Origin of the sequence: Microcoleus sp. Pol12B4, assembly GCF_036701385.1 — a bacterium.
In the GTDB taxonomy this organism is placed as follows: Bacteria; Cyanobacteriota; Cyanobacteriia; order Cyanobacteriales; family Microcoleaceae; genus Microcoleus.
In genome coordinates, this window is record NZ_JAUBQR010000065.1 from 1 (window position 1) to 14,115 (window position 14,115).

Genomic DNA, 14,115 nt, shown 5'->3' on the forward strand with positions numbered 1-14,115 from the left:
GCGTTAATTTCCCGGCTGCAAACGGCTAAATTTCCGTCTATGGGTTCGATTTCTTGCTCGCCCAGCCACAAAGCTGCAGCTTTGTCCAATTCAAAGGTAGCTTCCAATATTGCTCGCGCTGCTCCGGTGCGAATCGATCGGCGATCGACTTTCCCGCCCAATACAGCATCGATCGCATCTAGGATAATCGATTTACCAGCGCCGGTTTCCCCTGTAAATACGTTCAAACTCGGGCCAAATTCTATATCCAGGCAGTCAATTAAAGCAAAGTTTTCTATTCTGAGGGATATTAACATAGGGGATTAGGAATTGGGAATTGGGAATTGGGCATCGGGCATCGGGCATCGGGCATTGGCTCCTCCACTATCGGGCGCGTCGAATTCCCCTAGTCCAATTTTCATTTTTAATTAGAATACTTTTGATTTTGCCATTATTGATGGAGTCTCAACCTTAATGCAAAATAAATTTCTGGTTCCCATTGCTCTATTAAGTGTTGTCTTGATTGGAGCTTTTGGGTGGAATCTGCACCAAGACAAGCAGCGAGTCCATGAATTAACCCTGGCGACTGGAGCGAAAAGCGGGAATTATTATCCTTTCGGGCAGGCAATTGCTGAGGTAGTTACGCAACAAAATCCGCGTCTGCGAATTCGAGTTATTGAGAGTCAAGGTGCTGAGGAAAATATGCGCTGGCTTGAGGCAAATGAGGTGCAGTTAGCGATCGTGCAGAACAATACAGAGGGAGGGCCTTCTGCAAGGGTAGTGGCTGCTTTGTTTAAGGAGGTTTTTCACTTAATTGTTTCGGAAAAGTCTGGTATTCAAAATGTTGCTGATTTACAGGGAAAAAATATTGCGCTGATGGCTGAAGGCAGCGGTTCTTATACTTCTTTTTGGTTGGTCAGCAAACATTACGGTTTGAAAGAAAGCGATTTTAAGTTTACTGCTGGCTCTTGGGATGACGCTACTAAGTTGTTTGCTAGTGGCGAGGTTGATGCTATTTTTAGGGTGCTACCTCCGGGGAGCAATGTTGTTAGCGATTTATTGAAGAATACCCGGGGCAAGTTGGTGCCGATTGACCAAGGAGCTGCGATTAGAATTCAAGTACCTTATCTGGAAGCTGATGTGATTCCTAAAGGTACTTACAAGGCAGATCCTGCGGTTCCAGATGCGGATTTACCCAGCGTTGGAGTGCAGGCTAATCTGCTGGCTGGGGAGGATCTAGATCCGATAATCGTCAAGGAAATTACGCGAATTTTGTTCGAGTACCGTCGCAACTTGGTAGCTGCTAATTCGCTGGGAGCTATGATTAGTCAGCCGGGAGGCAGTGGGAGTTTGTCTTTGCCCGTTCATGAGGGGGCTCAGGCTTATTACGATCGCGAAAAGCCGGATTTTGTTGCTGCTAATTCTGATGCTATCGGTTTGTTTTTGTCCATCGGCACTCTTTTGGCTTCTTGGCTTTGGCAGTTGCGATCGCGCTTTTTGCAGAAACAAAAAAATCGAGCTGATAAATTTAATTTGGATATTTTAAGTTTGATCCAACAAATTCGCCAAGCGACAGCTTTGGAAGAAATCGAACGGTTGCAGGCAGAGTTATTTAATATTTTTAATCAAGTGATTGTGGATTTGGATGAAGATCGGATTGATTCAGAATCTTTTCAAGGTTTTACTTTTACTTGGGAAACTGCGATTAAGATTGCAAGCGAGCGAGAAAAAATGTTGCGGAAGGTGCAGTTTGTTCCCAATAGTTTAGAATCTGATGCCTCTCTTATCAAAGAGCGGGAGATTTAATTTCTATTCCTCGTTGGCACTTGGGCTTGAGTGCCGGGAGGTTCTTAGTTGCGCTCTTTGCACCGCAAAGTTTGTAGTTGGGATCAAGTCCTAAAGCGCAACTACAAACGGAATGGCTGCGTAATTCAGCAATTTCTACTCCTTTGAGCCGATGAAGCCTAAGTGTTTCCAAGCAGCGGCTGTGGCAATTCTGCCGCGACTTGTGCGCTGCAAAAATCCAATTTGCATTAAGTACGGTTCGTATACATCCTCAATTGTTTGAGTGTCTTCTCCTGTGGAAGCTGCGAGAGTTTCTAAACCCACCGGTCCGCCGTTAAAGTTTTCGATCATTGCTGTCAAAAGGCATCGATCTGTCCAATCCAAACCAAGTGGATCGACGTTAAACAGTTCTAGGGCGACTGAGGCAACTTCGCCATTAATGGGCTTTAAGTTTTTGACTTCGCTGTAGTCTCTAACTCGCCGCAGCAAGCGATTAGCGATCCGGGGGGTTCCGCGCGCTCGGCGGGCAATTTCTGTGGCTCCTTCTGGGGTGATTTGAGTGTCGAGAACTTGGGCACTTCTTTGGACAATTAGACTAAGTTCGTCTATTTCGTAGTAGCGCAATCTTTGGATCAAGCCGAAACGATCGCGCAACGGAGATGTCAGCGATCCAACTTTTGTGGTTGCTCCTACTAAGGTAAAGGGTTTTAGGGGAATGCTGCGGATCTTGGCGCTTTTGCCTTGACCGATCGTAATATCTAACCGACAGTCTTCCATCGCCGGATAGAGGATTTCTTCTGTAACTTTAGATAAACGGTGGATTTCGTCGATAAACAGCACGTCGCCTGCTTTGAGGTTGATCAGCAATCCGACAATATCTCGCGGTTTTTCTAACGCTGGGGCGGTGGTGATTTTGCATTCAACTTCCATTTCTGCTGCTAGAATTAGCGACATTGTGGTTTTGCCCAACCCTGGCGGCCCGTAGAGTAACAGGTGATCCATAGGTTCGCCGCGAGATTTTGCGGCTGCAATTGCGATCGCCAAAACTTCTCTCAAGTCTTTTTGCCCGATGTATTCAGCTAGCCGTTGGGGTCGGATTTTGTCGTCTTGTTTGCTGTTGATTTCGTCGGGTAACTCTTGCGCTTCTACCAGAGATTCTGCCTGGGGTTTGGCGGCTTTTTTGCGACGGGCCGGGGCTATGTCTTCAGGTAGATTTGGATCGGGAGGCTGTTGTTTGGAGGATATAATAGCCATATTTATCTGCGTTCGGGCAGCGGGAATTGTTTACACTTGTTAGCAGAATCTTTAAAATTATTGAGTTCGTTATGAGTATTCCATCTTCTTTATTAGCATCCGAAAGCATAACTTTTGAGGGGGCGATCGAGCTGACTCAATCTTTACTGTCGTTCATGGAGGCCGATCGACTTTTACAAGCCGACATCCAGCAAGCTGTTACATCTCTGGTGAAAACACAGAACGGTGCTAGGGGGTTTTTTGTCACCTATCTAACGGACGATCGACAGGAGGCAGATCACCCGTCACCCGGAGTAGTCGAGGCGCTGCGATCGGCTCCTGAGATCGTAGCAGAACTGCTGGTGAAAAATTTGGCGATGTCGGCGGCAATGGTTGTACATCATTCGCGCCAGCAAAAGGAGGAAATGGCGGCCGATTCTGCTAGAGTGCAGGAGCGATCGCGCAATTTAATTCAAATGCTCCAAATCCCAGCCTGTCAAACTTTAGCGTCGCAAATGCTAGAAAGTTTGCAGAATGCCAACGGCGAGTATGAAAAATTTTTCCAGCGGTGGGGCTACGACAACGAGCAAAAACTAGCGATCGGTTCGGCAGTTCGATCGGCGATCGGCTAAAATAACCTCCGAAGGAAGGGGAAAGAAGAAAGAAGGAAGAAGCCTAACCCAGGGTGGCAGATGCTTGCTCAAAACGACGGGGCTGTGGAATAATTGCGGTTTAGCAAAAGCTGCACAATTGTAGCTTGAGTTGATTTAGGTGTGAAGCTAGTGAACGAGGGCGAAAAAATTGCAGAGAACTGTGAAAGGAGTTGCCCAAAAGGCCCGAAGGCTGGGCCGGCGACGGCCGGCAAATACGCCCCGGCGGTTGGCGAAGCTGAATCTGCTGGCAACATTGGTGCGCCGGGACTTGGAAGCTCAATACAAAGGCTCGATTCTGGGCAATTTGTGGCCGCTGCTGAATCAGCTATCGCAATTGGTGATTTACACATACGTATTTTCGATCGTCCTCAAGGTAAAGCTGAGCCTTGCAGGCTTCCCAGAAAACAGCGACATTACATTTGGAGTCTGGTTGTTTGCAGGTTTGCTGCCTTGGACTGCCTTCACCAGCGGTTTGATCAAGTCGGCAGTATCGGTGGTGGGACAGCCGAATTTAGTGAAAAAAGTGGTATTTCCTCTCGGTTTGCTGCCCCTAGTGCCGATTTTTACAGCTTTTCTTGAAAGTTCTCTGGGTTTGGCAGCTTTGATTGTGATAGTAGCAGTGTCGTCGCAAAAGCTCAACGCTACTTTATGCTTGCTGCCGCTGGTGTGGGTGCCTCAATTGCTGATAACTGCTGGTTTGGGATATTTGACAGCGGGCTTGACTGTATTTTTGCGAGACATTCCTCAGACATTAGGTGTTATTCTAAATTTTTGGTTTTATTTGACGCCGATCGTCTACCCAGCATCAATCATCCCCCAAGAGTGGCGAGCGTGGATATTTTGGCTGAATCCAATGGCCGCCATCTCGGAGGTTTATCGAGACCTCATACTGCTTGGAGAAGTTAAGCATTGGGGCGAATGGGGTGTCGCCACGCTAATTTCTGCTGCTATATTTTGTGGAGGTTTGGCGGTTTATCGGCGTTTGCGTCCCGCTTTTGCTGACGTGCTGTAAATATTGTTTGATATCTACAGTTCATCTAAAATCTAAAATCCAGGGTGCTGTAAATTTGTTTGATATCTACAGTCAATCTAAAATCTAAAATCTAAAATCGATTGGGCTGTAAATATGTTTGAGATTTCAAGTCAATCTAAAATCTAAAATCTAAAATCTAAAATCGATTGACTGCCGCCAATGACAGAAAATGTAATTTCACTAAAAAATGTTTCCAAATGCTTTAAGCGGTACGATCGTCCAGGAGACCGCTTAAAGGAAATTATTTACCCCAGCCAAAAACTGGCTGACGAATTTTGGGCCCTACACGACATCAATCTGGAAATTCCTCAAGGACAAACTCTGGGAATCGTCGGTCGCAATGGTTCGGGAAAAAGCACTCTCCTGCAAATAATTGTGGGGACGCTGACCCCTACCGCAGGAAGCGTGGATGTTAAAGGCAGAGTCTCCGCTTTGTTGGAACTCGGAAGCGGGTTTAACCCAGAGTTTACCGGGCGGCAAAATGTATTTTTTAACGCTCAGTTACTGGGATTCACTCAAAAAGAAACTGAAGAAAAATTTGACGATATAGCTGCTTTTGCTGATATTGGCGATTTCATTGAACAGCCAGTCAAGACTTATTCTAGCGGTATGTTTGTCAGGCTAGCTTTTGCTGTTGCGACTAGCGTCGAGCCAGATATTTTGGTTGTTGACGAGGCGCTTTCGGTAGGCGACGAAGCTTTTCAACGCAAGTGTTTTGCCCGCTTGCAAAGCATTCAGGAAGGTGGCGGAACAATTTTATTTGTATCTCACGCGGCTACTTCTGTGGTGCAACTTTGTACGTCTGCGATTTTAATGGATAGCGGTGAATTGCTGCTCGCTCACACGCCGAAGGTGGTAATTTCTAAGTATCAAAAGCTGATTTATGCCGATCCGGATCAGGTTCTGGGGTTGAAGTCAGATATTCGAACTCTGAACCAACTGACTAAACAGGAAAGTCAAGACCAGCTTCAGGATGCTAATTTAGAAAGCACAAAGAGGGAAGTTAAACCGGAGCACCATCTCTCTAAACCCAAGGAATATTATGATGAATTTTACGATCCAGGGATGATACCGTCGAATACGGTAAGGTATCCGTCTCGCGGAGCCGAAATAATCAACCCCCACATCGAGACGCTGAAGGGAAATGTGGTAAATCACTTGATCGGCCGTCAAGATTATATTTATACTTACTCTGTCACTTTCTCCCGGTCCACTTCCAAAGTTAGATTTGGAATGTTGATTAAAACAATTAGCGGTTTTGAGTTGGCGGGTGCTTCTTTGAAGGCTTCTACTCAGTCAGTTAGGTATGTGGAAGCGGGAACGACAATTGTAGTGAAGTTTCATTTTAAATGTTTGCTGAATCCCGGTGTTTATTTTCTAAATGCTGGGGTTGTGGGAACGGTAGATGGAGATTTAACTTATCTGGATCGCTGCGTTGATGTGGCGATGTTTAGAGTTCAGTCTTGTACTGAGTCCTGCGGTAATGGCATCGTTGACTTGCTGATCGAACCGTGTTTAACTGTTGTCAATGCTGATTCTCTAGTGAAAGAGCAGTCAACAGAGGTTATCTAAAATTCTGTAAAAACAATGAGTGATATCAATTTAGATTTAGTCGAAAATCCCGTAATCAAAGCATTTATTCAAGATCAAACTAAGTTTCCCGAAAATTTTAAACTGAATATCTGCGAAGACGATGAAATGTATTTGTTCAGCTTGAACAACGTCAAAGACGATCGCGATCGGGCTTTGGTGCGCTATTATTCGATCGGGCATCGCATCTTGGATACGGTTAAACAAGTTGTGGAATGGCATTTTGGCAGTTTTGAAAATGTACCTTCTTTTCTAGATTTTGCCTGTGGTTACGGTCGATTTACCAGATTTTTGATTCAGGAAATACCGCCGGAACGAATTTGGGTTTCTGATATTTATGCTAACGCGGTTAAGTTTCAAACTGAATACTTGGGGGTCAACGGTATTGTCTCAACTGGAAAGCCAGAAAAATATTTAATTGACCGCAAGTTTGACTGCATTCTGGCTAATTCTTTTTTCAGCCATATGCCGGAAAGGACTTTTACAAGTTGGTTGCAAAATTTGTACGATTTGTTGACTCCTAACGGCATTTTGATGTTCAGCGTTCACGATGAGTGTTTGCGCCTAGCCAGTATAGAAATGCCGGCCAATGGTATTTTGTTTAGTCCTCAAAGCGAAAGCCAGTCTTTAGATAAGGAGGAATACGGCACAACTTATGTAACTGAAAAGTTTGTGAGAGAATGTGTCGAGCGAGTTAGCGGAGGCAAAGCTTTTGTTCACCGCATCAAAAAAGGCATATGCAGATTTCAGGATTTGTATGTTGTCACAAATGAGCTAGTTAGAGATTTTTCGGAATTAAAATTCAATCATCACCCGGAAGGATATATTGATGTTGCTGCTTTTACGAATAAGGAGAATTTGTATCTAGAAGGATGGGTAGCTGATGTGAATCTCAACGGTCGGATTGAGGAGCTGCAAGTCCTGGTAAACGGCGAAGTGGTACAGAGGTGCGAGCCTTTTTACGATCGCCCGGATGTGGCTGGATATTTTGAAACTGATGGGGCTTTGCAGTCGGGTTGGAAGTGTTATTTACCCAAAAACACTGTAGGGCTGCAGGATGTGTTAATAGTCAAAGCAATCAATAACTATGGTTTGGAATGGATTCTGGAAACTTGCACTGTTAAATCGCTGATTAACCAAAGACAATCGCAGTCTTTATTGGGTTCTACTCAGACAAAACTACAATTACTTGAGACGCAGTTAGAGTCGGCTAGGATGGAATGGGAGCAAAATCAAAGTAAGTTAATGATTACTCAAACAAAGTTGGAAGAATCTCAAACAAATTTGCAAGAAACTCAAACTCAATTAGTTGCAGCTCAAATGCAATTGGAGCAAGCTCAAAATCAGTTAGTATCTGTGCAAATGCAGTTGGAGAGAACTGAAAATCAACTAATTAATCTCAAGCAAGAACTAGAGCAAGCGAAGTGTCGAGTTTTAGCAATGGAAAGCAGCAAGTTCTGGAAGATTAGAAGCGCGTGGTTTCAAGTCAGGCGCTCCCTGGGTTTAGCAGGAGAGTAGCGAGTAAATTTGGTGTGTGAGTTAGGGCGAGGGAGATAAATTGTGAGTACAAATGACAGCAAACCATCGGTTTTTATTGTTACCGGAATGCACCGTTCCGGTACGTCTTTAACAGCTTCTTTGTTTCAGAAAGTCGGGGTTGATATTGGCAAAAAGTTAGTGGGTCCAGCCGACGGAAATGTGAAAGGTCATTTCGAGAATGTTGATTTTGTGGAGTTCCACAAAAATGTTTTGCGATCGCACGGTATTGATGAACTCGGCTGTACGTTTGAAAAAACGATTCCGGTAGCAGCAGAATACGTAGAAATCGCCAAACGCGCGATCGACCAAAATCAACAAACTCACAAACATTGGGGTTGGAAAGACCCGCGAACAGCCCTTTTTTGGGATTTTTGGCTGGCTTTACTCCCCGAAGCTAATTTTATCTGTGTTTATCGATCGCCCTGGGAAGTAGTCGATTCCCTTTACCGCCGGGGAACCGATGTCAGCTTGCTGCAAAATCCCGAAATGGCAGTAAAAATGTGGATTCACTACAATCAAAAAGTTTTAGAACTTTACGAACGTTTCCCCGATCGCTGTCTCCTAGCCAACGTTTACCCCATCGGCAACACTCCTGAACTTTTCCTCGTTCGAGTCAACGAAAAATTTAATGTTAACTTAGGTGCGATAGCGGGCGACAATTTTGAAGCCTCTCTATTAGTCAACGATATTGTCAAAAGTCACAGACCGAGTTTAATAGAAAAATATTTTCCCGAAGCATTAGAACTATATGAACTTTTGGAAACCCAAGCTGGCAATCTGAGCAGCGAATCGAAAGGTGCGATCGATCAACTTATTAATTTACCAACCACTCCAGTCTGGCCATTTGAAGATTGGCTAAAAATCCGCTTGCTCGAGAAACAGCAAAAAACTAGCTCTTCCGAACTCAAACAGTGGCAAGAACAATTTCACCAGGCCCAGGCGAAAGTTTTGGGGTTAGAGACCGAATTAGGAGCTACTCAAGTACAGCTTGCAGGCAAAGAATCAAATTTTCAAGAAGCTTTAGCAAAACTCCTCGGATTAGAAACAGAATTAGGACAAACTCAGGTACAGCTTGCCGGCAAAGAATCGCAATTTCAAGAAGCTTTAACAAAAGTCTTAAAATTAGAAGCAGAATTAGGGCAAACTCAGGTGCAGCTTGCCGGCAAAGAATCGCAATTTCAAGAAGCGTTAGCGAAACTCTTGGGATTAGAAACAGAATTAGGACAAACTCAGGTACAGCTTGCCGGGAAAGAATCGCAATTTCAAGAAGCGTTAGCGAAAGTATTAAAATTAGAAGCAGAATTAGGGCAAACTCAGGTACAATTTGAAGAGACTGAATTTATATTGCAGCAAAAGTTAGCTGAGTTAATTCAGCTAGAAACAGCACAAAGTCAAAATCAGGAAAGATTAAAGGATACTCAGGAAAAATTAGAACACTCCCGCCAGGAAAATGAAATTTTTCGGGCAGAACTTGCTATAATCAAGTCTTCAATATGGTGGCAAGTGAGAGAAAACTTGTGGGAAGTTCAGCGCAAAATCCGCGACTTGTTCCCTAAATTTATTTTTTCGTTAGATCAACCCACTACTTGGCAAGTTTGTGATTCTCACCTGCTAATTGTCGGCTGGGTTTTTCACAAAAAAAGAGAGATTACAGCAGTCCGCGCCAGAATTAAAGACCAGAGTTTTGCAGGCGTTTACAGCATAGATAGAAGTGATATAGCGCTAGCACACTCTAATATTCCCGCTGCGAAGAAATCAGGTTTTACAATTCAATTGGAAGCGCCTGCCGGACGACACGAAGTGCTGCTGGAAGCGCAAGACGATCGAGGTAAATGGCATCTGTTAGCAGCTTACCCGTTGTTAGTTTCCACCATTCAAGCATCGTTAGATGTACCAGTGGTGTGGGAACAGCGTCAGGGTCAAATTTTGTTTGCAGGTTGGTGCTGCCACCACGATCGCAAAATTGCTAAATTAAGCTTGTTGTGCGGCGATACTTCTGTAGAATGCGCCTACGGTTTGCGCCGAAAAGATGTCGGCGAAGTGTTCCCCGAGTGGGTTAACAGTTCGGAAAGCGGTTTTGAGGCTATTGTCGATTTGCCTCCGGGTGAATGGCACGTTTCTCTGCAAGCTGAGTTAGAAACCGGGGAAATTTTGTCTTTTCAAGCGCCGAAAAAATTGATTGTGCGGCGCTACCATATCTGGCAGCGAAGTGCAGATAAATTTGAGGAGTTATCAAGGTTTACAGCCGCAATTCAGCAGCGGGCGAAGGAGAGAAAACAGCGTCTCGGCAGAATTGTGCCGATGCCTTGGGAAATTGTGAAAGTGCTCCGCCAGTTGGGGAAGATTTATCGGCAGCAAAAACAGTTTACTGCGCCGGGAGATTTACTGCCACCTGCGGGTTTTGTCGTGCCTAAACCTATTCATAGGTATGACGCTTGGCTGGAGGTGAATCAGTGGAACGATCTCGCGCGCGATTACTTGATTTCTCGGTTAAAATCCTGCCGGGAACCGCTGCCAAAAATCTCGGTGGTGATGCCAGTTTACAATCCGCCGATAGATTTTCTCACAAGTGCGATCGCTAGCGTAATCAATCAAGTTTATCCAAACTGGGAACTCTGCATTGCCGACGATTGCAGCACCGAATTCACTGTTACTGAAAATTTGAAGGACTGGGCCCAAAAGGACGATCGCATCCACATCACATTTCGTACAGAAAACGGCAACATCAGCGCAGCAACTAACAGCGCTGCCGCCCTCGCAACAGGCGACATCATCGTCTTTTTAGACAACGACGACGAACTAACTCCCGATGCCCTAGGCGAAGTTGCCCTATATTTTGCAGCGCATCCCGACACCGATTTTCTCTACTCAGACGACGACAAAATCGACACCAAAGGTCGTCGGTTCGCCCCGCAATTCAAACCCGAATGGTCGCCGGAACTGCTCCTTTCCTATATGTATCTCTGTCATTTGTGCGCCGTGAGAAGACACATTTTTGAACAAATAGGCGGTTTGCGCTTAGGTTTGGAAGGCTCGCAAGATTACGATTTTGCCTTGAGAGCAACCGAAATTTCTCGTCACGTCGCGCACCTGCCGCTAGTGCTGTATCACTGGCGAACTGCACCCGGTTCTACAGCCATATCTGGTGCCGCGAAACCCGCCAGTTTTGCGGCAGGTCAAAAAGCCATCCAAGACGCACTAAACCGCCGAAAAATTAACGGCAAGGTCGCTCAGCACGCATGGGCAATTAAAGAAGATCTGGGCATATTTGCCCAGGATTTCCCGGATAATGGCCCGTCAGTAACGGTGATTATTCCTACTAAAAATCAGCTTAAATTGCTGAAATCATGTTTAGATTCTCTGGAAAATACTACATACAAAAATTTTCAAGTTGCCGTCATCGACAACGAAAGCGACGACCCGAAAACTCTGGAATATTTAAACCAATTAAATTGCCAAGTTTTGAGAATAAAAAATTCTGGGGGCAAGTTTAGTTTTGCAGCAATTAACAACCGCGCTGCCGAACAACTTGACAGCGAATATATATTGTTTTTGAACAACGATACTGAAGTAATTAACCCGCGCTGGCTTAGTCAAATGGTGGGATACGCTCAAATCGCGGGCGTGGGTGCAGTAGGCGCACGGCTTTTATATCCCGACGGCAGAATTCAGCACGCGGGCGTAATTCACGGGCTGCATCACGGTTTGGCGGGTCACGCTTTTAAGCTGATGAACAGCGAAAATCGAGGCTATCTTTCTCAGGCGATGGTGACGCGAAATTACTCTGCCGTAACAGCGGCTTGCATGATTACTCCGCGTCAATTGTTCTTAGAATTGGGCGGTTTTGATGAGGAGAATTTTGCTGTTGCTTACAATGATGCAGATTACGGATATCGGCTTTTAGAACGGGGTTATCGGTGCGTATATTGTCCCGATGCGGAGTTATTGCACAAAGAGGGAACTTCTAGGGGTTTTACCGACAATCCTCAAGAAGTGGCGGCTTTTAGGCGCAAGTATGCGGGTAAAAATGACAGTTTTTACAGTCCTCACTTGTCTTTAGAAGATGAGTATTTTCATATTCAACCCCGACGGGTTTTTATGAAAGAAGAAGGAAGTGCGGCAACGAGCAATGTACGGGATATAACGGATGTAACTGATGTCAGGAATAAGGAAGAATTAGAATTTGCTGAGTGTGGTTTGTTATCAGCAGCAAACAATTTTATCCATCCTATCAAAGTTTTAATGTGCAGCAATTCGCTGGATTTCACTGGTGCGCCGCTGCATCAGTACGAAATCGCGGTGAAATTGGCGACTGAGGGTATGATTAAGCCGATCGTAATTTGCACAACAGACGGGCCCCTGCGTCAAGCTTACCAACAGCAGGGAATTGAAGTAATTGTGTGCGACAATCCTCTCGAACACATCTACCAACGCGATGCTTATGATGAAGCTATCCGCAGTTTTAGCACAGAAATTGCCCGTTTAAAAGTAGATACAATTTATGCCAATACTTTAGAAAACTTTTTTGTAGTTGATGCGGCGCACCAAATCGGAGTTCCTGTGGTGTGGAACGTGCACGAAAGCGAACCTTGGCAAACTTATTTTAACAGGTTTGGTTCGGAGATTGCGGCGAGAGCTTTAGAATGTTTTCGCTTTCCTTACAAGGTAATTTTTGTGGCGGATGCAACGCGGGACAGGTATTTGCCTCTCAACAGCCACCATAATTTTACGGTGATTCACAACGGCTTAGATTTGAGCAAACTGGAAAATTCACACAATTCTGAATTGGCTAGAAAAACTTTAGGTGTTGCAGCGGAAGACGTGGTTATTTTGCTGCTGGGAACGGTATGCGAACGCAAAGGTCAGCAGGATTTAGTTAAAGCACTTTCACTTTTGCCTGACAAATGGCACAATAAAATTAGGTGTTTTATTGTGGGCGACCGCCCGAGTATTTACAGCAATAAATTAGCCGAGTTAGTGGGAGAATTGCCAGAAGAGTTGCGGCAAAGGGTGACAGTAGTCCCGGAGACTGGGGAGACGGGAAAATATTACAAATCGGCGGATATTTTTGTTTGCACTTCTCGCATCGAAAGTTTTCCTAGAGTGATTTTGGAGGCAATGGCTTGCGATTTGCCAATTGTTACATCGCCGGTTTTTGGGATTAAAGAACAAGTGAGACCTGGAATTAATGGTTTGTTTTATACCCCCGATCGCCCGGACGAATTAGTTGCAGCTTTGATTACTTTATTGGAGGATAAACTATTGCGACAGCAGTTAGCTGAAAATGCTAAATATGTCTTGGATTCACTTAATACTTTTGAGGAAATGACTCAAGCTTATGCAGATATTTTCTGCGAAGCATATTTCAGCCGTCCTTAGTCATGTTACAGTGCCAGCCTCCGCCCCAGTGAAGGGCAGTAACTCACCTCGTAGACTTTTGGCAGGATTTAATATAATTTGCCAAGAATTGCGGAACATATTGAAAATTGAGCCATCAATACTATAAAATAATCAAAAATGAACGATGAAAAAATGACCGATCGCCCAAGAGTAGATTATGAAAGGGCATGGGACAGTTACGCCCAACAGTGGCAAAAAACTAATGCCGAACTTGCCCATATTGGCGACGAATGGATAGGTAAAGCTGCAGGTGCCGCCAACTCCTTAGCCGAATACGAAGCCCTGATAGAAGAGCAATTTATTGCACCCTACATCAAAAAAGAACATAGGGTATTAGAAATTGGTATTGGCGGCGGAAAAACTGGTTCGCTGCTGCTGAAATATTGCGATCGACTAATTTGTGCCGACATTTCCAGTCAAATGCTGCAAGCCGCGCGATCGCGCTTGGGAGACGATCGCGTTTCTTACGTCAAACTCGACGGTTTAACATTAGACGGCATCGCCGCAGGTTCAGCCGATGTCTGCTTTTGTTACGATACAATGGTACACGTAGAGCCAGTAGATATATTCAACTACCTGACTCGAATTCCCAAATTGCTGCGGGGCGATCGAATTTGCGTGTTTCACCACACAAATATTTTTAGCGAATTAGGGTGGCAAAAATTCTCCACCGAGTGGGACAAAAACTTGCTAGGGCACAGAGACGGCACAGCCTTTTCAGTTATGACTGATACAATTATGGAAAAATTTCTCCATCATTTAAACTATGAAATTATCCTGAAAAATACATCTTCAGTACCGCGAGATTGCGTCTGGATATGCAAAGCACCAACCCCCAATGAATAAAACCAAAGCTTTTTAGGTGAATCAAAATATTTTATTCCAACTAACGACAGAAAAAAG

At 44.7% G+C, this 14,115-nt stretch carries 9 protein-coding genes; 7 read left to right on the forward strand and 2 right to left on the reverse strand.

The features are described from left to right. Nucleotides 1-296 (reverse strand): AAA family ATPase (locus QUA38_RS11485; RefSeq protein WP_333161839.1); only part of this gene is annotated, 296 nt, incomplete at its 3' end. Between the two features lie 157 nt (nt 297-453). Between QUA38_RS11485 and QUA38_RS11490 the strand changes: the two genes are divergently transcribed. Beyond that, nucleotides 454-1,785: a TAXI family TRAP transporter solute-binding subunit gene (locus QUA38_RS11490; RefSeq protein WP_333161841.1), complete on the forward strand. Its 1,332-nt coding sequence runs from the start codon at nt 454-456 to the stop codon at nt 1,783-1,785. 135 nt (nt 1,786-1,920) lie between these two features. On the opposite strand, the gene ruvB is transcribed toward QUA38_RS11490, so the two are convergent. Then, a complete protein-coding gene (gene ruvB / locus QUA38_RS11495) occupies nt 1,921-3,018 on the reverse strand; it encodes a Holliday junction branch migration DNA helicase RuvB (RefSeq protein WP_333161843.1) in 1,098 nt (365 codons plus the stop codon). A 71-nt stretch (nt 3,019-3,089) separates the two neighbouring features. On the opposite strand from ruvB, the gene QUA38_RS11500 reads away from it, so the two are divergent. The 6 genes from QUA38_RS11500 (at nt 3,090) to QUA38_RS11525 (ending at nt 14,058) form a co-directional block, all read left to right on the forward strand. Further along, nucleotides 3,090-3,629: a hypothetical protein gene (locus QUA38_RS11500; RefSeq protein ID WP_333161844.1), complete on the forward strand. Its 540-nt coding sequence runs from the start codon at nt 3,090-3,092 to the stop codon at nt 3,627-3,629. Nucleotides 3,630-3,810: 181 nt separating this feature from the next. Next, nucleotides 3,811-4,662: an ABC transporter permease gene (locus QUA38_RS11505; protein ID WP_445305048.1), complete on the forward strand. Its 852-nt coding sequence runs from the start codon at nt 3,811-3,813 to the stop codon at nt 4,660-4,662. Between the two features lie 180 nt (nt 4,663-4,842). Further along, nucleotides 4,843-6,255: an ABC transporter ATP-binding protein gene (locus tag QUA38_RS11510; RefSeq protein ID WP_333161846.1), complete on the forward strand. Its 1,413-nt coding sequence runs from the start codon at nt 4,843-4,845 to the stop codon at nt 6,253-6,255. A gap of 15 nt (nt 6,256-6,270) precedes the next feature. Next, complete coding sequence (locus QUA38_RS11515; protein ID WP_333161848.1) at nt 6,271-7,791, forward strand: methyltransferase; 1,521 nt, start codon at nt 6,271-6,273, stop codon at nt 7,789-7,791. A gap of 42 nt (nt 7,792-7,833) precedes the next feature. Continuing rightward, nucleotides 7,834-13,191, forward strand: coding sequence for a glycosyltransferase (locus tag QUA38_RS11520; RefSeq protein ID WP_333161850.1), 5,358 nt, complete (start codon nt 7,834-7,836; stop codon nt 13,189-13,191). A 138-nt stretch (nt 13,192-13,329) separates the two neighbouring features. Continuing rightward, nucleotides 13,330-14,058 (forward strand): class I SAM-dependent methyltransferase, encoded by a 729-nt coding sequence (locus tag QUA38_RS11525; RefSeq protein WP_333161852.1) that lies wholly within the window; start codon nt 13,330-13,332, stop codon nt 14,056-14,058. Nucleotides 14,059-14,115: the final 57 nt, after the last annotated feature.